The following is a 23,064-nucleotide window of genomic DNA, read 5'->3' as shown; positions in this document are numbered from 1 at the left end:
CGACAACTGGGGGTGTGGGGTGGGTTGTTGTCGTACATCGGGTCGTCGTCACAGGGACACCTCCGGGGTGCGGGCGGACAGTCCGCCGTCTACGGGCAGTACGGCACCGGTGACGAACGAGGCGTCGTCCCCGGCGAGGAACGCGACGGCCCGGGCCACCTCATGGGGCAGTCCGGGTCGGCGCAGCGGATAGGGCCGGACCCGGCTGGCCAACTCCTCGGGCTTGTCGGCCAGATGGGCGTTGCGCTCGACCAGGATCAGGCCGGGGGCCACGGCGTTGACGCGGATGCCGTGCGGGCCCCATTCGAGGGCGGCGGTACGGGTGAAGGCGACCAGACCGGCCTTCGCGGCGGAGTACGCGCCGAAGCCCTCCGCCGCGAACTGGGCATGTACGGACGCCACGTTGACGATCGCGCCCGGCCGGTCCGCCTCGATCAGCCGCGCGGCGAAGGTACGGGCGAGTCGTACGGCCGCGTGCAGGCTGACGTCGAAGGTGAACTGCCAGCCCCGCTCGGTGCCGTCGAGAAGAGACGAACGCTCTTCCGCGAAGGCGCAGTTGACGAGTACCGACGCCTCCCGCCCGGCGAGTACGCGCTCCGCTGCGTCCGGGTCCGTGAGGTCGCAGACGACCGGCTCGATGCGGTCGGTCGCGGTGTCCCGTACGGACTCCAGGACGTCCACGGCGACGACCTCGTGTCCCCGGTCGGCGAGTTCGGTGGCGATCGCGCGCCCGATGCCACGGGCGGCACCGGTCACGACAGCGGTGGTCGTCATCGCTTCAGCAACCCCTTGTTCAGTCCGTCGGCGAGCAGATTGAAGCCGATCACCAGCCCCACGACGACGGTGACCGGGCCGAGCGCGTACGCCGGATTGTCGCCGAGGAAGGTCGCGCTCGTGCGCAGCAGCGCGCCGAGCGAAGGGGTGGGCGGGGTGACCCCGATGCCGACGAAGCTCATCGCGCCCTCGACGAACACAGCCGTGGACAGGGACAGCGCGGCCTGCACGATCAGCGTGTCGAGGATGTTGGGCAGGATGTCGCCGACCAGGATGCGTAGTCGTCCGGCACCCAGGGCGCGGGCCGCGAGCACGTATTCGCGGTCCTTTTCGAGTCGTACGGCGTCCCGGGTGATCCTTCCGAAGACCGGGACGTTGATGCCGGCGACGGTCCAGAACACGGCGGCCGTGCCGGGGCCGAGGACCGCGGCGAGGGTGACGCCGAGGATCAGCGCGGTGAAGGCCAGCATGACGTCGAAGGCCCGCTGGAGTACGACGTCCACGAGGGGGTGCAGGGCGCACAGAACGCCGAGGGTGACACCGGCGAGCGCGCCGAGCGGGACGGCGGTGGCGGCGATGAGCAGGTCGAGCCGGATGCCGTACAGCGTGCGGGTGAGCAGGTCGCGGCCGAACTCGTCGGTGCCGAGCGGGTGGTGGAGGCCGGGGCCGAGGAGCGAGTCCGGGCCCTGGGTGAGTGGTGAGTACGGAGTGAGCAGCGGCGCCGCGATGCCGAGCAGCACGAGGAGTACGACCAGGGCGAGGCCCCAGCGGGCCGAAGGCGCGCTCAGCGCGCGGGAGTTGGCGGCCAGTCGTACCCGCCCGCGTACCGCTATCACCGCGCTCATATGCCGCCCCTGATCCGTACCCGTGGGTCAAGTCCCGCCTGCATCAGGTCAGTCAGTGTCTGGAGCACGACGAACACGCCGACCGCGAGCAGCAACAGGTCCTGGACGAGCAGGTAGTCGCGGCCGAGGACGGCCTGGAGGAGGAGTTGGCCGATGCCCGGCCAGGCGAAGACGGCTTCCACGACGATGGCGCCGCCCAGGAGTTGGCCGATCTGGATGCCGAGGACGGTGATCACCGGCGGCAGGGCGCCGGGCAGGGTGTGCCGGGTCAGCAGGCGCCGTTCCGTGAGCCCCTTGCCGTGGCCGGTGCGCACGTAGTCCTCCTGGACCGACTTGCGCAGCGCGGCGGCGAGGAAGCGGGCGAGGACCGCGCCGGTGGGAAGGGCCAGGCACAGGGCGGGCAACAGGAGGTACTGGACGCCGATCACCGGGTCGGCGAGCAGCGACTCGTGACCCGAGGCGGGCAGGACGCGGAAGGTGACCGCGAAGAGCAGGACGAGCAGGACGCCGGTGACGTACGGCGGGACGGCGAGCGCCAGGTTCACCGCGCCGCCGAGGAGTGCGCGGACGCCCTTGTGGTGGGCGGTGCCGAGCACGACGCCTGCCGCTCCACCACCCGCCAGCGCCAACACCAGCGCGGCGGCGGCGAGTTCGAGGGTGTTGCCCAGGCCGTGTCCGATGAGGGTGGCGATGGGGGCGCCCAGGATGAAGGAGGTGCCGAGGTCGCCGGTGAACAGGCCGGTGAGCCAGGTCCAGTACTGGACGGGCAGCGACGAGTCCAGGCCGAGGGAGGCCCGGACGTGGGCGACGGTGGCCGCGGAGGCGTCGGGTCCGGCGAGGACGACGGCAGGGTCTCCCGGTGCGAGCCGGAGGATGCCGAAGACCAGGACGGACGCGGCCAGCAGCACCAGCAGGGCGGACGGGACGCGGCGGAGGGCGTAGCGCAGCATGACGGCTGTCCCGCCTCAGCCGATCGAGGTCTGGTCGAGGTCGAGGTAGTCGTACATCGTCCAGCCCAGGCCCTGGACCTTCTTGGTGATCGTGAAGGTGTGGGAGCTTGCTACGAGGTCGGAGACGAACTGCTCTTCCAGCAAGAGGTCGTTGACCGCGTCGGCGGCCTCCTTGGCGGCGGTGTCGGTGGTGGCCTGCCACAACTGGTCGGCGAGTGCCCGGTACTTGTCGCTGTCGAAGTTGGAGGCGTTCTTGTCCGCGTTGAACGGGAACGCGCCCTTGACCAGGGTCGCCGGGTGCAGCTGTCCGAAGCCGTGGCCGTTGATGAACAGGCCGGGCAGTTCGCCGGCTTGGAGCTTGGCGAGGAAGTCGGCGGCCTGGAGCGGCTCCGCCTGCGCCTTGAGGCCGATCTGCGTGAGGTCGTACTGGACGATCTCGGCGATCTTCGCGTTGGTCGCGAGGCCCGCGTTGTAGACGACCTTGACGGTCTTGCCGCCGGCACCCGCTGCCTTGATGAGGGCCTTGGCCTTGCTCAGGTCGCGGGTGTAGTGCGCGGCCTTCGCCTTGTCGTAGGCCGGTGAACTCGTCGCCCAGGGAAGGGAGGTGACCGTACCGATGCCGCCGAGGACCTGGCTGAGGACGCGGTCGCGGTCGACGGCCCAGGCGACGGCCTGGCGCACGCGCTTGTCGTCGAGGGGCTTCACCTTGACGTTGGAGGCGATGTAGAAGCCGGAGTCGTGGGCATCGGAGACGGTGACCGCGAACTGGTCGTCGCTCTTGATCGAGGCCGCGTCCAGCGGGGCCACGTCGACGAGAAGGTGCGTGCCGCCGGAGCGCAGCGAGGACACCATCGAGGCGGACTGGCCGACGACGGAGACCTCGACGGCGTCGAGCAGCGGGGCGCCCTTCTTCCAGTAGGCGTCGTTGCGCTTCAACTCGAAGCCGGTGCCCGGCGTGTAGCTCGCGACCTTGAACGGGCCGGTGCCGATGATCTTCGTGCCCTTGAGCAACTCGTCGATCGACTCCTTGTCGACGATGAGGAGGATCTCGAAGAGGTCGAAGAGGTTGCTGACCGGGTGCGCGAGAGTGAGCGTGATCGTGTGCGCGTCGACCTCGGTGATCTTCGAGATGGCGAGGGCGACATGCTTGAGCTGGGACGCGGTGGTGTCCTTCGTCAGGTTCTCCAGGGCGAAGCGCACGTCCGCGGCGGTGAAGGCGCGTCCGCTGTGGAAGGTGACGCCCTCGCGCAGCTTGAGGGTGATCGACTTTCCGTCCGCCGTCTGCGTCCAGGACTCGGCGAGCGACGGCTTCGGCTGGAGGGTCTTGTGGTCGTACTCCGTCAGGGTGTTGAAGACCGTGCGGGCGAGCGTGAAGTTCGGGTTGTTCTGGCCGAAGAGCGTCGCGGGCGCGATGTCGGCGCTCTGCGCGATCTTCAGCGTGCCGCCCTTCTGCGCGGTACCGGACGCCTTCGTGCTCTCGTCGGCGGCACTGCGGCAGGCGGGCACGGCGAGCAGCGCACCGCCGACGCCGATCGCGGCGAGCAGGCTGCGGCGGGATATGGCGAGTCTTTCGGGCATGGGGGAACTCCGGTGGGCAGGAAGAGAGATGAGGGCTGTGGGGGCGCTCGACGGAGGTGACGTTCCGTCAGGCGTGCGAGTGCGAAGGCGGGTTCAGCGACAACAGGAGGGGCGCGGTTCGAGGCGTCCGCTCCAGACCCGGGTGACCGCCGGGTGCTCGGTGTCGAGTTCGAGGCCGATGCCGGGGGCGTCGGACAGAGTGAGCCGGCCGCGCTGGATCCGCTCGGCGCCGTGCACCACGTCCGCGCGCCAGTCGACCTCGCCGTAGGCGTACTCCAGGCGTTCGGCGAGGGCCGGGTCGGTGGGCGCGATGTGCGCGGCGTGCAGGGTGGCGACGGGGCCGGAGGGGTTGTGCAGGGAGATGCGCGCCTTGAACGCCATCTGGTTGACGAGGTCGAGGGCGGCGAGGGGGCCGCCGGCGTGCTTCACGTCCGGCAGCAGGACGTCGAGCAGGCCGCGCACGGCATGGATGTCGCTCCGGCGCCGGGCGAACTCGCCCCCGGCCAGGAGCAGTTCCGTACGGGCGCGCAGCTCGGCGAGTTCGCCGGGGCGTTCGATACCGACGCCGTCCTCCAGCCAGTGCAGGCCGAGATCCTCGAAGTGGCGCAGGAGTGGGGTGAGTTCGGCGAGGGTGAGGCGCTGGTGGGCGTCCACCATGACGTCGATGCCGTCGCCGACAGCCGCACGCACGGCACGCACCCGGTCGAGGCCGATCCGGGCGAGGTCGTGCCGGCCGGCCGGGTCCGGGGTGTCGAAGGGGGCGAGTTTCACTCCGGTGAAGCCGTCGCGTACGGCGGCTTCGGCGGTCGCGGCCACCTGGTGCGGGGCACGGCCGCCGGGGGCTCGGTTGAGGTTGGCGTACAACTCGACCGTGTCCATGGTGTCCTGGGATGAGAGCAGTCGCCGCAGCGGCACGCCGGCCCGGCGGGCGGTGCGGTCCAGGCGGGCTTGCTGAACGCCGCCCCGTACTGTGGCCGTGGCGAAGTCGTCGCGGGTGTAGAAGTCGCCTGGGCCGTCGGAACGCGAAGCGACCGGGTCGAACGGGCCCGCGAACCGCCGGAGTTCGCGCATCACGGTGTCGAGGGCGCCCGCGTCCGAGCACTCGCCGTACCCGTACGCACCGTCCTGGTCGCTCACCCGCAGTACCAGCCACTCCGTGCGGGCACTCACCGCGATCCGGAACAACTCCCAGCCCTCGGCGGGAGGCAGGGCCGGAGCAGACCCAGGCACGACAACCTCGCCGCGTGGCAGTCCCGTCACGACGCCGCCTCCTGCTCTCCGGCGTCCCCGAGCAGCGCGAGCGGGTCCAGGTAGACCGACTCCAGCAGCGGCATCGCGGAGGCGACGACCAGCGTGCCGGAGCCGAACGTACTGGTCACGATGCGTTCGTCGGCGCTCCAGCCCCGGTGCACCCGGTCGCCGACGGCCGCGCGCAGGTCGGGCAGGTACTCGTCGGCGACGACGATGCCGCCCGCGAGAACGACCCGGCTGGGGTTGAGCAGATCGGCGACAGTGGCCACCGCGCGTCCCGCGAACTCGGCGCGGGTGCGCAGGAGTTGCTGGGCACGGGCGTCCCCGGAGCCGGTCCCGGCCGGGCGCGCGGCGGCGATCAGCCGCTCCAGCGGAAGCGGCAGATGCGCGTCCCTCGACGCCAACACCCCCTCCGCGCGGGCCCGTTCCACCAGGACCGCGTCGCTCGCGACCGCCGAGAGGCACGCGGTACCGCAGCACGCGCACGCCGTGTCCTCGACCCCGCTCACCGGGAGATGCTCGATGCCGCCGGCCGCCGCGCCGGGTCCGCGGTGCACGGAGCGGTCGACGACCAGGGCGGCGCCGAGGATGTTCCCGAAGAAGATGTACACGAAGTCGTCGACCTCGCGACCCGCCCCGAACCACAACTCGGCGCGGGCGGCGGCCCGTACGTTCTGGTCGAGCATCACGGGCCCCGGCAACCGGTCGTCCAGCAGGTCCAGCAGGTGTACGTCGGTCCAGCCCAGCGCGCTGTGCTCGACGACCGTGCCGGCGTCGCCGTCGACCCAGCCGCCGAGGCTGATGCCGGTGCCCAACAGGCGGCGCCCGCCCAGCCGTTCGGCCAGGAAGTCCCGGGCGCCGGTCACGGCCTGCTCGGTGATCCGGCGCGGGTCGAGGGCGCCGTCGTGGTCGAGGACCCGTTGCGAGAGCACCGTGCCGTCGAGGGCGACCAGGCCGAGCGTGGTGCGCAGCAGGCCGATGTGGATGCCGAGGGCGACCGGTCCCCGTGGGTCGATGCGCACGGGGACGCGCGGCCGACCCTGGGTGGTCTCCAGCGGGGCCTGCTCGCTCAGCAGGCCGGCGTCCACGAGGACGGCGGTGAGTTTGGTGACGCTGGGCGCCGACAGTCCCGTACGACGTGCGATGTCGGCGCGCGAGAGCGGGCCGTCGGCGACGACGGCTCGCAGGACGGCCGAGGCGTTGCCTCGGCGCATGCCTTCCGCTCTCATGGTTCACCCCTTCTCCACGACTTAATTTCAGAAATTAAGTCAGAATGGCGAAGTCGCGCAATGGCCGTTACGGAAGATCTCGACAGATGGACAGGGCTCGACGCGGACGCAGGAACGCGGCTGAATCGCGATCTTTCAGTTGTCATGTACCGGAAAGGGAGTTTGGCAATGCCGGAGACGAACCTGCCCGAAGCCAGTCGTCCTGTAGGCCCGAGCAGACGCGCCGTTGTCGTGACAGCAGCCGCCGCCGGTCTGGCCGGGTCGCTCGCCGTGCCGGGCATGGCTCTCGCCGACGACGGCAGCGCCGCGGTGCTGCGCTCCCCCGAGCTGGAGGTGGTGGTCGACACCACGTTCCCTCAGATCGTGTCGTACACCGACCGCGAGAGCGGGGCGGTGATCCACGGCCGCGCGGAACCCCTGACCTCCCTGCTGGTCAACGGGCAGGCGTACACCCCACAGGTCACCGCCACGGTCGGCGCGGACCGGGTGGTGTACGAACTGACCCTGGCCGAGGGGGTGTTGATCGGCGCGGAGATCGCGGTGGACGGCTGGACGGTCACGTTCAAGGTCACCTCCGTCACCGACACCGAAGCGTTGCGGGTGGGCACGCTGGAGATCCCCGGGCACAACCTCGTCAGCGTGCGCTCCGACCAGGACACCGCGACGGTGATGGCCGCGCGGGTCGGGCTGAACAAGGCCGTCACCGCCGACACGACGATCCGCGTCACCGCGTCCACCCCGGCCGACGCGAAACCGCTGGGCTGCGCGTACGTCGTCGCGCACACGGCCGAGTTGGGCGTGGCGCTGGAGAACAACAGCGTCTACGACACGGTGTCCACCGCCGCCGACACCACCTGGGAGAACGGGCGTTTCTGGCGCCGGGCGCGGCAACTGGCCGACGGCAGTGTCGAGTTGGGCATCTCGTGCGGGCAGTGGACCTACCGCGCGGCCGGCGCGCCCGACACCGAGCCGTTGCCGTTCGCCACCGTGATCATCACCCGGGACCGCAACGACGACGGGATCGTCGACTGGCAGGACGCCGCGATCGCGCTGCGGGACATCATGGTCGAGCCGCCGGGCGCGGACGGCCAGCATCTGCGGGTGGCGTCGCACATCTCGTACAACTTCGCCTCGCAGGCCACGAATCCGTTCCTCGCCGCGTTGGACCAGGTCAAGCGGATCTCTCTGGCGACCGACGGGCTACGGCAGTTCACGCTTCTGAAGGGCTACCAGGCTGAGGGCCACGACTCCTCGCATCCCGACTACGGCGGCAACTACAACCAGCGCGCCGGCGGCCTCACCGACCTCAACTCCCTGCTGCGCGCCGGAAAGAAGTGGCACAGTGACTTCGCCGTGCACGTCAACGCCACCGAGGCGTACCCCACGGCCCGGCACTTCACCGACACCCTCGCCGACCCCGCCAACCCACAGTGGGACTGGCTCGACCTGTCCTACCGCATCGACTCCCGCCGCGACCTGACCGCCGGCACCATCGCCGCCCGCTTCGCCCAGCTCCGCGCCGAGACCGACCCCGCCCTCAACACCGTCTACCTCGACGTCTTCCGCGAATCCGGCTGGACCTCCGACCGCCTCCAGCGCGAACTCCACGCCCAGGGCTGGATGATCGCCACCGAATGGGGCCACGGCCTGGAACGCTCCTCCCTGTGGTCGCACTGGGCCAACGAGACCGACTACGGCGCCGACACCTCCCGCGGCATCAACTCCCAGCTCATCCGCTTCCTGCGCCACCACCAAAAGGACGTCTTCGCCGACAAGTGGCCGCTGCTGCCCACCGCCCGCCTCGTCGCCTACGAGGGCTGGCGCGGCGAGGTCGACTGGAACGCCTTCTACGCCAACATCTGGACCCAGAACCTGCCCGCCAAATACCTCCAGGCGTATCCGATCAAGCGCTGGGACGAGCATCAGGTAACCTTCTTCGGCCCGTACGCCACCACGGTCGACGACACCACCGGCAGCCGCCGTATCACCACCGACGGACGTGTCGTCCACGACGGCGGCGCCTACCTGCTGCCCTGGGAGCCACGCAACGCCGCCGACCCGGACCGCCTCTACCACTACAACCCCGCCGGGGGCACGACGACTTGGCGCCTCCCGCGCAAGTGGCCGACAGCCGGACGGATCTGGGCCTACCCGTTGTCCGACACCGGGCGCGGCCCCGCCGTCGAACTCCCCGTCACCGACGGCACGGTGACCATCACGGCGGATCCCGCCCAGCCGTACGTCGTCCACCGCACCCCGGCACCCACCCGGTCCGATCCCGCCTTCGGCGAAGCAACGCCCTTGCGCGATCCCGGCTTTCTCTCCGGCAGTCTGGGGCACTGGCAGGTCACGGGCCCCGCCTCCGTCGTACGGAACGCCCTCGGCGACCGGGAGTTGGTCATCGGAGCGGGGGACGCCGCGGCGCTGACGACCCGGCTGCGCCGGCTGCCGCCCGGTCCGTACGCCGCCTCCGTGCAGGTCGAGGTCGGCGCGAGCGCGGGTGAACAGCGGCGGGCAGCACTGGAGTTGGCCACCGCCGACGGCGTCACCGCAGTGAACTGGACCGACACCTCCACCGCCGTCAACTACGTCAACGCCGACAGCAAACACGGCACCCGCGCGCAGCGCATGTTCACGTACTTCACCGTCCCGGCGGGCGGCGGTCCGGTCAGTCTCACCTTGCGCGCGGCGGCCGGTGACGCACGGATCGTCTTCGACAACCTGCGCGTCGTCGCGGCGGCGCGTCCGCAGGCCGCCGGTGCCCTGGTCTTCGAGGATTTCGAGCATGTCCCGCAGGGCTGGGGCCCGTTCGTCGAAGGCCCCGGCACCGGAACCGCCAACGACCCGCGCACCCACGTCGCCCGCCGCCACAGCACGTACACCCAACGCGGCTGGAACGGCAAGGCGATCGACGACGTCGTCGACGGCGAGTGGTCCCTGAAGTCCCGCGGCGAACGCCTCGGCACCGTCTACCGCACGCTCCCGCACACGGTCCGCTTCGCACCCGGCCACCGCTACCGGGTCACCTTCCGCTACGAGAACGACTCCGCCGGCCAGTACGCCTGGACCACCGCCGTCGACACCCCCACCACCCGGCAGCTCAGCAGCACTCCCGTGCCCGCCGCCACCGAACCCACCGAATTCACCTACGAGTTCACCGCACCCGACACCGGCGAGGCATGGGTCGGCCTCACCAAGACCGGCACCAGTTCCACCGCGGAATTCACGCTGGACGCCTTCACCGTCACGGAACTGGAGGGGTCCGAGTAGTCAGTCGGCGTCTACGACGAGGCGCCCACCGCGATGCCGACCCGGCCGTCGGCGTACTCCTTGGTCACCGTGATGGTGGTGCCGGAGTCGGCGTCGTAGCTGGAGCCGTACGGGTTGGTGGCGTAGTGGTAGGTGCCGTTGACGTCGTCGAAGGTCGCCACACCGGGCTGGGAGGGGATGGTCTGCTCGACGCCGTTGAGGTGGAAGGTCAGGGCCTTGGTGGCGTGCAGGGCGAACGGGGCGTCGTAGGACTGGAGTCGGTTGCGGATCGTCGCTCCGGTCGTGGCGAGCGCCGGGGTGGCGTGGGCGTCGATCGGGAGGATCTCGCCGTAACCGCCGTTCGTCCTGGTCTTGTTGTTGGCGTACTTGGTGTTCCAGTACCAGATCAGGACGCCGTTCTCGTAGGTCAGGTGCTCGGTGAGGTTGTACGCGGTTGAGGCCCAGCCGAAGTTGTACGGGCCGCCCTGGAGGTATCGGTCCTCGCCGACGTACTGGCGGTTCTCCACCACGTAGTAGCGGGCGTTGCCGTCGGCGTCGTCCGGCAGGGTGACCACGACGGCCTCGGGGCCCTTGGTCGAGGACTTCACCGAGAGCGGGTTGAGGGCGTAGCGCGCCGCGGTGGCGGCCTCGGCGGTGGCGTAGTCGAGCCAGCCGAGTTGCAGTTTCGCCCAGGCGCCGAGGTCGGCCGGGTAGGTGGAGATCTCGTTCTCGCTGCTGAGCAGTGAGCCGTTGGACATGACCGACCAGAAGCCGGTGGAGTTCTCGCCGCCCGAGGTGTCGTACAGGTCGGGCAGGCCGAGGTCGTGGCCGTACTCGTGGGCGATGGTGCCCAGGCCGTGGTTTTCGTTGGTCATGACGTAGTCGTTGGCCCAGATACCGGAGTCTCCGATGGCCGAACCGCCGTCGAGGTTGCCGTTGTCGGGGCCGAGGGTGTCCGCGTCGGTCTGGAGGTAGGAGACGGTGCCCTTGTGGGAGCCGATCGCGTTGGTGCCGTAGGCGCCGCCGCCGTTGGCCTGGGACTCGCCGGCGTAGTAGATCTGGATGTGGTCCAGGTATCCGTCGGGCTCGTTGTAGATGCCGTCGCCGTCGTAGTCGTTACGGTCCCACTGGTCGAACTTCGCCAGGTACGCCTTGATCTCGGCGGCGGTCTTGCCGGCGGCCAACTGCTGGGCGTACCAGGTGTTGAGGCCGTCGGTGACGAGCTGCTCGTTGCAGTAGTAGGTGGAGATCGCGACACCGTCGCGCTTGCAGCTGTCGGTGCCGTAGTGCGAGATCGAGTGGTCGACCTTCACCCAGTCCTGGACCGTTCCAGTGATGGAGTAGGCGCCGGTGGACTGGCGCTGGTAGTAGGACTTGAGGGTGTCGTGGCCTGCGGTGGCGTCGCCGAAGATCTGGTGCTGGTAGTAGGACTTGCTGTAGTCCGAGGTCCACACCGTCGCCGTGTCGGTGGTGCGGTCGGGTTCGGCGATGGTGTTGTGCAGCGGGCCGGCCGCGCCGCCGTACGTCGGGTCGATCGCGCTGCCGAACTCGACGGGCAGCACGAAGATGCGGTCCGTGGTGCGGGCGGTCTCGGCGTACTTGCCGTCGGCGTACTCGACGCGCTTCGAGGAGCCCTTGTCGGTGGCCGCGGCCTCGCCCTTGACGACCTTGCCGGTCGCCTCGGCACGGGCCTGCTGGGTCTTCAGGTCGGCGGGGCTGAACTCGGTGTGCTGTTCGGCTGCTTGGCTCGACGTGGTCGTGTCGTCGTCGTCCGCCATGGCCGAATACGACAGCAGGGACCCCGCGACGAGCAGCGACGCCGTGGTCGCCACCAGTGCCGCGAGGGCGGGTCTGCGGTTCCTCTTGTGCTTGCTCAACGTACGTCCTCCATAAGGGAGTCGGTGGTAGGTGCAGGGGTCTGCGGGAAGTGACAGGCCGTCAGATGCCCGTCGGCGACGGCCGCGAGCGGTGGCTCCTGGGCGGCGCAGACGTCCTGCGCCTTCCAGCAGCGGGTACGGAACCGGCAGCCGGACGGCGGGTTGGCGGGGCTCGGTACGTCACCGGTGAGGCGGATGCGCGCGCGTTCGCCCCGCCTGCGCGGGTCGGGTTCGGGCACGGCCGAGAGGAGTGCGTGCGTGTAGGGGTGGTGCGGGGCGCCGTAGAGGGCGTCGCGGTCGGCGATCTCCACGATCTTGCCGAGGTACATGACCGCCACGCGGTGCGAGAAGTTCCGTACGACGGCCAGGTCGTGGGCGATGAACAGGAAGGAGATGCCCTGTTCGCGCTGGAGCCGGCGGAGCAGATTGACCACCTGCGCCTGGATGGAGACGTCGAGCGCCGACACCGGCTCGTCCGCGATGATCAGCTTCGGGTCGAGGGCCAACGCGCGGGCGATGCCGATGCGTTGGCGCTGACCGCCGGAGAACTCGTGCGGGAAACGCTGCGCGTGCTCGGGGTTGAGACCGACCGTCCGCAACAGCTCCTGCACGCGCGCCGCGCGCCCGCCCGGCGGGGCGATGCCGTTGACCTCCATCGGCGCCTCGATGATCGAGCCGACGGTCTGGCGCGGGTTGAGCGAGGAGTAGGGGTCCTGGAACACCATCTGGATCTCGGAACGCACCGGCTTCAACTCGCGCCGGGAGGCGTGCGTGATGTCCTGTCCCCGGTACGCGATCGAGCCGCCGGTGGGTTCCAGGAGCCGCGCGACCATCTGGCCGGTGGTCGACTTTCCGCAGCCGGACTCACCGACCAGGCCGAGGGGCTCGCCCTCGTGGACGGTGAAGCTGATGCCGTCGACGGCGCGCACTGCGCCGACGGTGCGGCCGAAGACGCCGCCGTTCCCCCTGACCGGGAAGTGCTGTTGGAGGTCCTTGACTTCGAGCAGCGGGGTTTTCTGACTGGTACTCATACGTCGCTCCCGTGCCTGGAGTTGATCTCCTCGACGAGGATCTGTTCACGGGTGGCGGCCGGGAGGTGGCAGGCCGCCTGATGGCCTACGCCGTCCAGGGTCGGCCGCCGTGTGAGGCACGGGTCGCCGACCCGGTCGACGTAGGTGCACCGGGGGTGGAACGCGCAGCCGGGCGGCGGGTCGAGCAGTGAGGGCGGGGTGCCCTCGATGGGGGTGAGGTCGGCGTCGGGGTCGCCGTCCAGGGTGGGCATGGAGCCCAACAGGCCCCAGGTGTACGGGTGTTGGGGGTGGACCAGAACCTCCTCCGCGGTGCCGCGCTCCACGCACCGGCCGCCGTACATCACCATCACCTCGTGCGCGGTCTGCGCGACGACGCCCAGGTCGTGGGTGATCAGGACGATCGCGGTGCCGAACTCCCGCTGCACATCGGCCAGTAGGTCCAGGATCTCGGCCTGCACGGTGACGTCGAGAGCGGTGGTCGGCTCGTCGGCGATGAGCAGATCGGGGTCGCACATCAGCGCCATGGCGATCATCGCGCGCTGCCGCATACCGCCCGAGAACTGGTGCGGGTAGGCATCGGCGCGCTGCCTCGGCTGCGCTATGCCGACCCGGGCGAGCATGTCGACGGCCCGTTCCCGCGCCGCCTTCCTCCCCGCCCCGGTGTGGGTGCGGTAGCCGTCCGCGAGCTGGTTGCCGATCGTGTAGTACGGCGAGAGGGCGGTCAGCGGGTCCTGGAAGATCATGGACATGCGGCGGCCACGGAGCTGTTCGAGCTCCTTCTCGCGCAGGACCGTGAGGTCCTGGCCGTCGAGGAGGATCTCGCCCTCGACGCTCGTCTTCGCGCGGTTGTGCAGGCCGAGGACCGCGAGGCTGGTGACGGACTTGCCCGAGCCGGACTCGCCGACGATGCCGAGGGTCCGGCCGCGCTGGAGGTCGAAGCTGAGGCCGTTGACGGCGTGCACGGGACCGGCCTCGGTCGCGAAGCGGACGTGCAGATCGCGTACGGACAGGAAGGCGTCGGTCATGACAGGCGCACCCGGGGGTCGATGAGGCCGTAGACGAGGTCGACGAGCAGGCCGAAGAGGACCATGAAGAACGCGGCGATCAGGGTGACCCCCACCAGCGTCGGCAGGTCCTGGTGTTCCACGGCCTGGACGGCGGTCTGGCCGATGCCGGCGATGTTGAAGGTGGTCTCGGTGATCATCGCGCCGCCCAGGAGGTGGCCGAGGTCGAGGCCGAAGATGGTGACCACGGGGGTCAGCGCGGCCCGGCCCGCGTACTTGAAGAAGACGGTGCTTCCCGGCAGGCCCTTGGCGCGGGCGGTGCGGACGGCGTCGTCGTTCAGCGCGTCGATCATGGACGAGCGGGTGTAGCGGGAGTAGCTCGCGGTGTAGACGACGGCCAGCACGAGCCACGCCAGGACCATGCCGCCGAACCAGTCGCCGAGGCCGTCGGTGAAGGGCTGGTAGCCGGGCTGGGGAAGCCAGCGCAGCCGGTCCACGAAGAAGTACCGGGCGAGGATGCCGATGAAGTAGATCTGTACGGCAGCGCCGACCAGGGCGAAGACGGAGACGGCCTTGTCGGTGGCGCTGCCGCGCCGCGCGGCGGCGATCAGGCCCGCGCCGACTCCGAGGACGAGGAAGACCAGCACGGCGCCGCACACCAGGGAGAGCGTCGCCGGGAAGCGTCCGCTGAGGGTGTCGAAGACCGGCTTGTGGTTGTAGAAGGAGTAGCCGAGGCAGGGCGCGTCGCAGTGCGAGGAGCCGATGTCACGGCCGGCGACGATGCCGCTGAGGTACTGCCAGAGCTGCTGGTACACGGGCTGGTCGAGGCCCATGTTGTGCTTGATCTGCAGATAGCTGGCAGGGGTGCACACGGAGCCGCAGGAGAGTCTTGCCGGGTCGCTGGGTGCGGTGAAGAAGAGGAAGTACGTGACGGCCGTGACCACCAGCAGGATCACCAGCGCGCCCAGGATGCGGCGGACGAGGTAGCGGGCCATGAGGAGAGCTTTCGGTTGCGTGGGTCAATTGCCCGAGCGGGAAAGGAAGTTGCCGCCGGGCCCCGCGTCGGCGAGCGGGGCCCGGCGGAGTCCGGTCACGCCTTGACGTACACGTGCGAGGGCTGACAGCCGGTCGGCGACATGGTCACGTAGGCGCCGCCGAGCTTGCCGCCGATGAGGTACGTCTTGGCCTCGTAGGCGAGCGGCACGATCGGTATGTCCTTCATGATCTTCGCGTCGAGCGCGGCCCAGGCGGTGTTGGCCGCATCGGCGTCGGTGAGCGCCTTGATGCGGTCGATCTCTGCGTTGACCTCGTCGTTGTCGTAGTTGTAGTAGTTCGTCGCACCGTCGGCGATGGTCCGGCCGTCGAAGCAGCCGGGGATGACGCTGGAGCCGGTCGGCCAGTCCGGGGACCAGCCGGAGTGGAAGATGTCGTACGGCTTGTCGACCTTGCCGATCTCCGTGAAGTACGTGGTGGAGTTGAGCGGCTTCTTGACGACCTCGAACCCGGCCCGGGTGAGCGCCTCGGCGACAATGATCCCCGCCTTGTCGGCCTGGTCGGTCTGCCCCCAGGCGTAGACGAGTTTGGTGCCGAGCTTGCCCGCCTTCTTCAGGATCTTCTTCGCGGCGGCCGGGTCACCCGCCTCGGCGACCGGGTACACGTCGTTCTTCTTGAAGCCGACGACGACCGGGGCGAGGATGTCGGTGGCGATGTCGCCGTAGACGGGACCGCCGTAGATCCGGCGCCAGCCGGTCTTCGGGAAGGCGGTGAGGATCGCCCTGCGGACGTCGACGTCCGTCACCCGCTTGCAGTTGATGCCCAGCACGCGGCTGGTGATGCCGCCCTCGGAGAGCGTGCGGGTCTTCAACTCGCCGGTGGTGCGCGAGAGATACGAGGCGTCGACCACACCGGTGAAGGTCATGACCGCGTCGCCGTCGGCGGCGGCCAGCTGCTGCGACTCGTCCAGCGAGGCCACGTTGAAGGTGATCTCGAAGCTCTCGGGGTACTGCGCGCGGACCGGGTCGGTGTCGGCGTCCCACTGGTCGTTGCGGACGAGCACCATCTTGGCGTCGTCGTGGCTCTTCACCTTGTACGGACCCGTCGTCGCCGTCGGCGACTGGTCGAAGTCGCCCTTCTTCGCGGCCGATTCGAGCACCGGGGTGGTGATCGGGTAGGCGCAGGCGAACGGGAAGTCGGCCTGCGGCTCCTTGAGATGGAAGACGATCGTCGTGTCGTCGGGGGTCTCGATCACCGAGTCCGGCAGCGACTTACCGGCGGACGGGCCCGTGTACTCCTTGCGATAGTCGTCGCCCGACAGCCAGGCCGGGATGAAGGTCGGACCGTCGGTGATCTCGGCGTCGTAGGCGCGCTCGATGCCGTACTTGACGTGCTTCGAGGTGACCACCGTGCCGTCGGAGAACTTGACGCCCTCCCTCAGCGTGAACGTCCAGGTCTTGTTGCCGTCCGACGCGGTACCGGTGTCGGTGGCCAGGTCGCCGCAGAGGATCTGCTCGTCGCCGACGCGCTTGTAGGCGACCAGGCGGCGGTGGATGAGGGTGGCCGCGACGCCGCCGTCGGAGGCGTACACGCGCTGCGGGTCGAGGTGCGCGAAGTCGTACGGCTGGAGCACCTTGACGGTGCCGCCCTTCGTGGCGCCCTCGACGGTGAGCGGCCCCTTGGAGTCGGCGGCGGTGCCCAGTCTGACCTTGAGACCGGTGACGGCCTTGGCCTTGGGCGCGGTGGAGGCACCGCCACCGGGCGAGCCCGAGCTGCACGCCGTGGTGAGAGCGGTGCCGGCGACCATCGCGGCGGCGGACTGGAGGAACAGACGGCGGTCCATGGCAGGAGTTCCGTTCTGGGTACGGGAGTTGAGGGTGGTGGCGGGCCGCGGGACAGCTGGGTTCAGCGGTCGGACCGGGGGTCCAGGGCATCGCGCAGGGAGTCGCCGAAGAGATTGAAGGCGACGACGAAGACCAGCATCGAGATGCCGGGGATCACGGTGTACGTGATGTCGTTGAGGTAGACCTCGGCGCCGCGCTTGATCATGCGGCCCCAGTCCGGGGTGGGCTCGATGATGCCCACGCCGAGGAAGGACAGCGCGGCCTCGGTGGTGACCAGTGCCGGGAGGTCGAGGGTCATGAAGACGAGGATCGGCGTCCAGAGATTGGGCAGCAGCTCCTTGGTGATGATCCGCCAGGGGCTCGCGCCGTACACCTTCGCCGCGTGCACGAACTCCCGCTCGCGCAGGGAGAGCACCTGGCCGCGCAGCAGCCGGGCCACCCTGGTCCAGCCGAACATCGACAGGGCGACGATCAGGGTGGCGACCCGGACCCAGGTGGGGGTGTTCTCCTCGTCCGAGACGAAGAAGGACATCACCACCGGCGTCATCGCGATGAAGAACAGGGTGGACGGGAAGGCCATGGTGACGTCGATGACGCGGCTGATCGCGTAGTCGATCCGGCCGCCGAAGTAGCCGGCGGCGATACCGACCAGCGAGCCGACGACCGTCACGATGATCACGACCGCCGCCGCGATCAGCAGCGAGGTGCGGATGCCGTACAGGAGCTGGGTGAACACGTCACGGCCGACGTTGGGCTCGACCCCGAGCCAGAACGCGCCGCTGATACCGCCGTTGGCGCCGGTGGGGAAGCCGTAGTCGTCGAGCAGACCGGGGTACCGGTCGGCGTAGACGGTGTAGGGATCCTTGCCGTACAGGGCGGCGATCAGCGGTGCGCCGATGCCCGCGAGGAGGAACAGGGCGACCACGGACCCGGCCACCACGGCGACCCGGTCCCGGCGCAGCCGGCGCCAGGCCAGTGCCTTCGGGGACAGCCCTCGCACGGGGGCCGACCGCTCGCTCGTCTCGGCGGAAAGAGTGCTGGACATGGCGCGGAGCCTGGCACGTACGGTAAACGCCAGGTAATCCCAGCTCGTTATAACGCCTGGGAGTTATAACCTCCCGGACGCCTGCGGTTCGCGGGAGCGGGCCGTGCTCAGACCCCGCGCCGGGCCGCCCAGCGCAGATAGCCGGAAGCGTTCTCCATCGAGGCGGTGTACGCCCGCTGCGCCAGCCGGAGCATGTCGTCGCCGTACGGCGCCAGCGGCCCCTTGCCGTGCCAGGCCAGGTGGTAGCGCATCCACATCGGGTCGCCGGCGATCGGGTGCACCACGATCCCGGTGTCCGCCCGGAAGGTCGGCTGGACGGGGCTCACCGCCCGGCCGGTGGCGATGAGTTCGCGGCGCAGGGAGTTGTCGGCCAGGCGGTAGCGCGCGCGGGGCGTGAAGCCGCGGGAGGCGCAGGTGTCGAGGAGGTGCTCGGGCCAGCCCATGCCGTCGGACGCGGGCAGCACCCAGTCCTCGTCGGCCAGCGCGTCCAGGGCGACTTCGTCCCCCTCCGCGAGCGGATGACCGGCCGACAGCGCGATGAAGACCGGCTCCACGGCGATCAGGCGGTACTCGACCGAGGGGTCGGGGTGGGCGTCGTAACCGGGGTAGTCCCCGACGACCGCGCAGTCGAGTTGCTGGCTCGCCACCATCTCCAGGAGGGTCCGCACCGAGTGGTCCGTGCGGACGGTGACCGGCACGCCGGAGAGCAGGAAGCCGAGCCGGTCGGCGAGTTCCACCACCATCGGGCTGGCCACGCTGCCGAGACGGACGGCCGGCACGGGGGCGTCCTGCGGGCGGGCGGTCAGGATGTCGTCGAAGGCGGACAGCACGGTCCGGGCCCTGGACAGGACGAACTCCCCGAAGGGTGTCGGCTCGACGCCCTTCGGGCCGCGCAGGAAGACCGGGGCACCGAGGGACTCCTCGATCCGCTTGAGCTGGGCGGTCAGCGCGGGCTGCGAGACCCCGAGCGTGGTGGCCGCGCGGTTGAGACTCCCGTGGTCGGACACCGCCCGCACGATCCGCAGGTGACGGAGATCCAGCTGCATCCGCGCAGCGTAGGGCGGTTTCGGCCGGCGGGCCAGGGAATGTCTGGATGCTGGACGAACGTGGGTGAGTGCTGGGCGGCTGCTGGGTGAAGCCTGTGGACGGAACCCTCTAGTGCTATGTCACATGTGACGCTACTCTCGCCGGAGTTCGGCATCCCGAACATCCTCTCGGCATGGCGAACACCCCCTCCCCCACCCGCACTTCACCTCTTCTTCCGCCTCACCAGAAGGAAGTGTCATGCGCGCAGCAATATCGGCCGCTCTCGCCGTCGGGCTCGCCCTGTTCGGCGTGGTCGCCGGAACCGGAACCGGGCCCGACCGCGCCGCGGCCCTCGGCACCACCGCCCCGGCACCCGCCTGGAACGCCCCCCACCACGGCACCGTCAAGGGCCTGATCACCGGCCGCGCCGCCCGCACGGGCATGGCGAAGGCGGAGCAGGCCTTCACCACCGCTCACGAGAAGACAGCGGCAGCCGAGAACGCCGGCGACGAGAACGTCCCGGCCCCGGCGTCGGAGGCGGCGACCGCCTCCACGTACGTTCACAAGTGGTGGGGCGTGAAACTCACCACCGGCAGTGCCACCGTCAGCGGCGTCCAGGCCACGCACTCGGTCGACTCCGCGCTGCGGATGACCGACGCGAGCGACTACCTCTACTCCCCCACCACCAAGCCCCGCCAGGGCGCGTGCATTGAGTCGACCACCGCGTACAGCAAGACCTACGCGCAGTTGTGGGCGTACGACTGGTGCGCGTCCGACCCCGGGATCGGGGTGCGGCTGACGATCGACAGCAGCTTCCTGAGCACGTACACGACCACCGTCAACGGCGTGGCCAGTTACAACCTGCAGATCCTGCAGACGGATTCGGCGACCAACACCTGGACCGCCTACCTCTACGACTACAAGACCGGCGCGTGGGAGACGTACTACACCAGCAGCGGTACGGACGGTGGTACGGCGACCTTCGGCTGGGACGAGTTCGAGTTCTACTCGTACCTCGACACCGACGGCGAGACCTATCTCTGCGACGGGTACGCCGGTCACTCAAGCGAGAGCAGCAACCTCAAGATCCGTACTGGCACCGGCACTTGGGCCGACGCCACCACGTCCAACACCACCGTCTACCCGTCGACGACACCGAGTCCGTCCGACTACTACTGCGCCGGCCTGAACTTCACGACGGTGACCGCCAACACCCATTGGAAGGTCTCCGAGTAGTCCGACCTGGAGTCCTCACGCTGCACTGTCAGTGAGTGGCACCGCCCGCCATCCGGATGTCGTCGTCGAGGGACGCCGCCGTGGTCAGCACGGCTCGCAGTCCCCGTGCCGCGAGGGACGACGGAAGGGACGGCCGGGCGGTGCCCAGCGTCTGTTCCGGGGTGTACGGGACATGGACGAAACCGCCGCGCAGGCCCGGCAGTTCGGTCGCGAACAGGTGCATCAGGCCGTAGAAGACGTGGTTGCACACGAACGTGCCCGCCGTCTGGGAGACCGAGGCCGGTACGCCGACCGCGCGGGCCGCTGCGACACATGCCTTGACCGGCAGGGCGGCGAAGTAGGCGGCGGGGCCCGCTTCGACCACGGCCTCGTCGATCGGCTGCCGTCCGGAGTTGTCGGGTATGCGGGCGTCGTCGACGTTGACCGCGACGCGCTCCACCGTGAGGTCCGGACGGCCGCCCGCTTGGCCGGTGCAGAGCACGAGATCCGGTGCCGCTCGCGTGATCGCGGCACGGAGTTCGTCGAGGGCCGTGCCGAAGGCACAACTCAGGCGGGTGACCGTGATGTTCGTGCCGGGCGGGGTTTCGGCTGCGGCGCGAGTGACCGCCTCCCAGGAGGAGTTGGACGCTTCACCGCCGAAGGGCTCGAAGCCGGTGAGGAGAATTCTGGTCATGTCGACGACACCTCGGCCTCGGTTCCAACTCCCCTGGCCTCAGCCTCAGTTCCGGCCCGGCAACTCATCGCTCGGCGGAGGTCGTCGCACTGGTCGGTGAGCCAGCGGCGCAGGGCCGGTACGGGCGCGCCGTGGGCGAGGCAGTGCTCGGCGACCGCGAGGACGGCCGGGTCGGTGGTGTGCGCCGGGAAGCCGTATCGCCCCAAGGTGGCGGCGACGGTCGGGCCCTGTCGGGCGGCGAGGTCGGTGGCGGCGGGGAACCAGCGCGGGACATAGGGGGCGAGCAGGTCGGTCTGCTCGGGCTGCCAGAAGCCCTGGGCACGCGCCCTGAGGAGGGTGGCGGACTGGCCGTCGCTCTCGAACATGGCCCTCCAGGCCGCCTCCTTGGCCGCCGGGTCGGGCAGCGCGGCACGGCAACGGGCGGCGGACTCCCCGCCCGCCGAACTCCGGTCGCGGGCCGCCTCGTTCGCGATGTCGGCCTCGTCCGCAGCGCCGAGCACGCACCGGCGGAACAGGGCGTGCCAGCGCAGTTCGTGATCGTCTCCGGGGACCTCCGGGACGGGTACGGCGCTGTCGACGAGGGTGCGCAGGGCCCCGAGGTGCAGAGCTTGCCGGGCCGGGTCGACCAGGATCCCCCGGCATACGTCCGCCAGGGCGATCAGGGAGGCCGGGCGGAGTTCGGGCGCGAGGTAGCGGTCGGCCACCGGTCCGCGCGCGAAGGCCAGGACGCTGTCTACGACGGCGGCGTCCGTCTCGTACGGCAGGTGACGGGTGACGAGGTGCAGGTAGGCGACGGGCGGGAGTTCGGCGTCGCGGACCATGTCGCGGGCGGTGGTCCACAGCACGGCGCGGGTGAGCGGGTCGTCCAGGGTGGAGAGCGAGGCGGTGACGGCGGCCCAGGAGTGCGTGTCCAGACGGACTTTGGCGTAGGTGAGGTCACCGTCGTTGGGGAGGAGGAGGGCGGGGGCATGGGCATGACTGCCGGAAACGAGGGTGTCGGAGCCGGGCCCGGTGTCGCCTGGACCGGTCCAGATCCGCTCCCGCAGGACGAGCCGGCTGTTCGCGTCGTAGTCGTACAGGCCGAACCGGACGCGATGCGGGCGGCTGACCACCGACCGCTGCCCGCCGATCGTGTCCACGCCGGTCGTGCGCAGCCATGACTCGCCCCATGCGTGGACGTCGCGGCCCGACGCGCGGGTCAGGGAGTCCAGCAGGTCGTCGAGGGTGGCGTTGCCGAAACGGTGTCGGGTGAGGTGGTCGTTGACCCCGGCGAGGAACGGCTTCTCGCCCAGCCAGGTGGCGAGTTGGCGCAGTGCGGCGGCGCCCTTGGCGTACGCGATGCCGTCGAAGTTGGCCAGTGCCCGGCCGGTGTCGGGTACCGCGTCCGGTGGCGGTGCCACGGGGTGGGTGGAGGCGCGCTGGTCGGCGTCGTAGCCCCAGGTCTTGCGGGTGACGGCGAACTCGGTCCAGGCGCCGGTGAGTTGGTAGGCCATGTGGTCGGCGAACGACTCGTTCAGCCACAGGTCGTCCCACCAGCGCATGGTGACCAGGTCACCGAACCACATGTGCGCCATCTCGTGCGCGATGACTCGTGCCCTGTTCTGCCGCTCGGTGCCGCTCGCCGCGGACCGGAAGAGGAAGCTCTCGCGGAAGGCGACCAGGCCCGGGTTCTCCATCGCGCCGTTGGTGAACTCCGGGACGAAGACCTGGTCGTAGGAGTCGAAGGGGTACGGCTCGTCGAAGAGCTCGTGGTAGCGGTCGAACGCGTGGCATGTGATATTCCACAGTTCGTCCACGTCGGTGTCGAGATACGGGGCGAGGCTGCGGCGGCAGTGCAGGCCGAAGGGCAGACCGGCGTGTTCCGTGCGCAGGGAGTGCCAGGGCCCCGCGGCGAGTGCGAAGAGGTAGGTGCTGATCGGCGGGGTCGGGGCGATCCGCCACCGTCCCCGTCCTTCGTGGGCCGGGTCGCATGTGCAGACTCCGTTGCCCAGAACGGTCCAAGAGGGCGGCGCAGCGACCGTCACCTCGAAGACGGCCTTGAGGTCCGGCTGGTCGAAACACACGGTGATCCGCGGCAGTTGGTCCAGGAAGGCCTGGCTGTGGACGTACGTCTCGCCGTCGGCCGGATCGGTGAGACGGTGCAGGCCCTCACCCGTGCGCGAGTAGGCCATGTCCGCCTCGACGTACAGCTCGTGCGGTCCCACCGTGAGACCGCGGAGGGGAATCCGGCCGTCGGTGAGCAGGGCCGGATCGAGGACGTGACCGTCGAGTGCCGCCCGGTGCAGGACGGCGGGCTTCAACTCGGCGAAGGTGTCGCCCGCGGTACGAGCGGTGAAGCGTACGGTCGTCGCCGAGCGAAAGTGCGTCTCACCCCGGGTGAGGTCGAGGTCGACGGTGTACCGCTCCACGTCGACCAGGCGGGCGCGGGCCTCGGCCTCGGCGCGGGTCAGCGAGGGCAT

At 70.0% G+C, this 23,064-nt stretch carries 17 protein-coding genes; 2 read left to right on the top strand and 15 right to left on the bottom strand.

What is annotated here, in order from left to right:
• Positions 1 to 48 precede the first annotated feature (48 nt).
• The 6 genes from AB0I69_RS14975 to AB0I69_RS14950 form a co-directional block, all read right to left on the bottom strand.
• Positions 49 to 774, bottom strand: a complete 726-nt coding sequence (locus AB0I69_RS14975; RefSeq protein ID WP_363096027.1) for an SDR family NAD(P)-dependent oxidoreductase — start codon at positions 772 to 774, stop codon at positions 49 to 51.
• Complete coding sequence (locus AB0I69_RS14970; protein ID WP_363096026.1) at positions 771 to 1,619, bottom strand: ABC transporter permease; 849 nt, start codon at positions 1,617 to 1,619, stop codon at positions 771 to 773. Before AB0I69_RS14970 ends, AB0I69_RS14975 begins: the two co-directional genes overlap by 4 nt.
• Positions 1,616 to 2,569 (bottom strand): ABC transporter permease, encoded by a 954-nt coding sequence (locus AB0I69_RS14965; protein WP_363096025.1) that lies wholly within the window; start codon positions 2,567 to 2,569, stop codon positions 1,616 to 1,618. Before AB0I69_RS14965 ends, AB0I69_RS14970 begins: the two co-directional genes overlap by 4 nt.
• A 15-nt stretch (positions 2,570 to 2,584) precedes the next feature.
• A complete protein-coding gene (locus AB0I69_RS14960; RefSeq protein ID WP_363096024.1) occupies positions 2,585 to 4,147 on the bottom strand; it encodes an ABC transporter substrate-binding protein in 1,563 nt (520 codons plus the stop codon).
• 93 nt (positions 4,148 to 4,240) lie between these two features.
• Positions 4,241 to 5,407 (bottom strand): enolase C-terminal domain-like protein, encoded by a 1,167-nt coding sequence (locus tag AB0I69_RS14955; RefSeq protein ID WP_363096023.1) that lies wholly within the window; start codon positions 5,405 to 5,407, stop codon positions 4,241 to 4,243.
• Positions 5,404 to 6,627, bottom strand: coding sequence for an ROK family transcriptional regulator (locus AB0I69_RS14950; RefSeq protein WP_363096022.1), 1,224 nt, complete (start codon positions 6,625 to 6,627; stop codon positions 5,404 to 5,406). The genes AB0I69_RS14955 and AB0I69_RS14950 overlap by 4 nt, the downstream gene beginning before the upstream one ends.
• 168 nt (positions 6,628 to 6,795) lie before the next feature.
• Between AB0I69_RS14950 and AB0I69_RS14945 the strand changes: the two genes are divergently transcribed.
• On the top strand, positions 6,796 to 9,897 hold the full coding sequence (locus tag AB0I69_RS14945; RefSeq protein WP_363096021.1) for an endo-alpha-N-acetylgalactosaminidase family protein: 3,102 nt from the start codon (positions 6,796 to 6,798) through the stop codon (positions 9,895 to 9,897).
• Between the two features lie 11 nt (positions 9,898 to 9,908).
• Here AB0I69_RS14945 and AB0I69_RS14940 read toward each other — a convergent pair whose 3' ends face one another.
• From AB0I69_RS14940 to AB0I69_RS14910, 7 genes are all read right to left on the bottom strand, one after another.
• Positions 9,909 to 11,753: an immune inhibitor A domain-containing protein gene (locus AB0I69_RS14940; RefSeq protein WP_363096020.1), complete on the bottom strand. Its 1,845-nt coding sequence runs from the start codon at positions 11,751 to 11,753 to the stop codon at positions 9,909 to 9,911.
• Positions 11,750 to 12,784 carry a dipeptide ABC transporter ATP-binding protein gene (locus AB0I69_RS14935; protein WP_363096019.1) on the bottom strand — a complete coding sequence of 345 codons (1,035 nt, stop codon included), beginning with the start codon at positions 12,782 to 12,784 and terminating at the stop codon, positions 11,750 to 11,752. Before AB0I69_RS14935 ends, AB0I69_RS14940 begins: the two co-directional genes overlap by 4 nt.
• Positions 12,781 to 13,809: an ABC transporter ATP-binding protein gene (locus AB0I69_RS14930; RefSeq protein ID WP_363096018.1), complete on the bottom strand. Its 1,029-nt coding sequence runs from the start codon at positions 13,807 to 13,809 to the stop codon at positions 12,781 to 12,783. Before AB0I69_RS14930 ends, AB0I69_RS14935 begins: the two co-directional genes overlap by 4 nt.
• Complete coding sequence (locus AB0I69_RS14925; protein ID WP_363096017.1) at positions 13,806 to 14,783, bottom strand: ABC transporter permease; 978 nt, start codon at positions 14,781 to 14,783, stop codon at positions 13,806 to 13,808. The genes AB0I69_RS14930 and AB0I69_RS14925 overlap by 4 nt, the downstream gene beginning before the upstream one ends.
• A gap of 95 nt (positions 14,784 to 14,878) precedes the next feature.
• Positions 14,879 to 16,624 (bottom strand): ABC transporter substrate-binding protein, encoded by a 1,746-nt coding sequence (locus AB0I69_RS14920; RefSeq protein ID WP_363096016.1) that lies wholly within the window; start codon positions 16,622 to 16,624, stop codon positions 14,879 to 14,881.
• A 62-nt stretch (positions 16,625 to 16,686) separates the two neighbouring features.
• Positions 16,687 to 17,670, bottom strand: a complete 984-nt coding sequence (locus AB0I69_RS14915; protein WP_363096015.1) for an ABC transporter permease — start codon at positions 17,668 to 17,670, stop codon at positions 16,687 to 16,689.
• Positions 17,671 to 17,777: 107 nt separating this feature from the next.
• On the bottom strand, positions 17,778 to 18,716 hold the full coding sequence (locus tag AB0I69_RS14910) for a LysR family transcriptional regulator (RefSeq protein WP_363096014.1): 939 nt from the start codon (positions 18,714 to 18,716) through the stop codon (positions 17,778 to 17,780).
• A gap of 238 nt (positions 18,717 to 18,954) precedes the next feature.
• Between AB0I69_RS14910 and AB0I69_RS14905 the strand changes: the two genes are divergently transcribed.
• On the top strand, positions 18,955 to 19,932 hold the full coding sequence (locus AB0I69_RS14905) for a hypothetical protein (protein ID WP_363096013.1): 978 nt from the start codon (positions 18,955 to 18,957) through the stop codon (positions 19,930 to 19,932).
• 28 nt (positions 19,933 to 19,960) lie between these two features.
• Here AB0I69_RS14905 and pcp read toward each other — a convergent pair whose 3' ends face one another.
• Complete coding sequence (pcp, locus tag AB0I69_RS14900; protein WP_363096012.1) at positions 19,961 to 20,605, bottom strand: pyroglutamyl-peptidase I; 645 nt, start codon at positions 20,603 to 20,605, stop codon at positions 19,961 to 19,963.
• Positions 20,602 to 23,064, bottom strand: coding sequence for an aminopeptidase N (gene pepN / locus AB0I69_RS14895; protein WP_363096011.1), 2,463 nt, complete (start codon positions 23,062 to 23,064; stop codon positions 20,602 to 20,604). Before pepN ends, pcp begins: the two co-directional genes overlap by 4 nt.

The organism is Streptomyces sp. NPDC050508 (assembly GCF_040655155.1).
Taxonomy (GTDB): domain Bacteria; phylum Actinomycetota; class Actinomycetes; order Streptomycetales; family Streptomycetaceae; genus Streptomyces.
The sequence above is the reverse complement of the archived record's forward strand: the minus strand, read 5'-3'. Positions and strand labels throughout refer to the sequence as shown.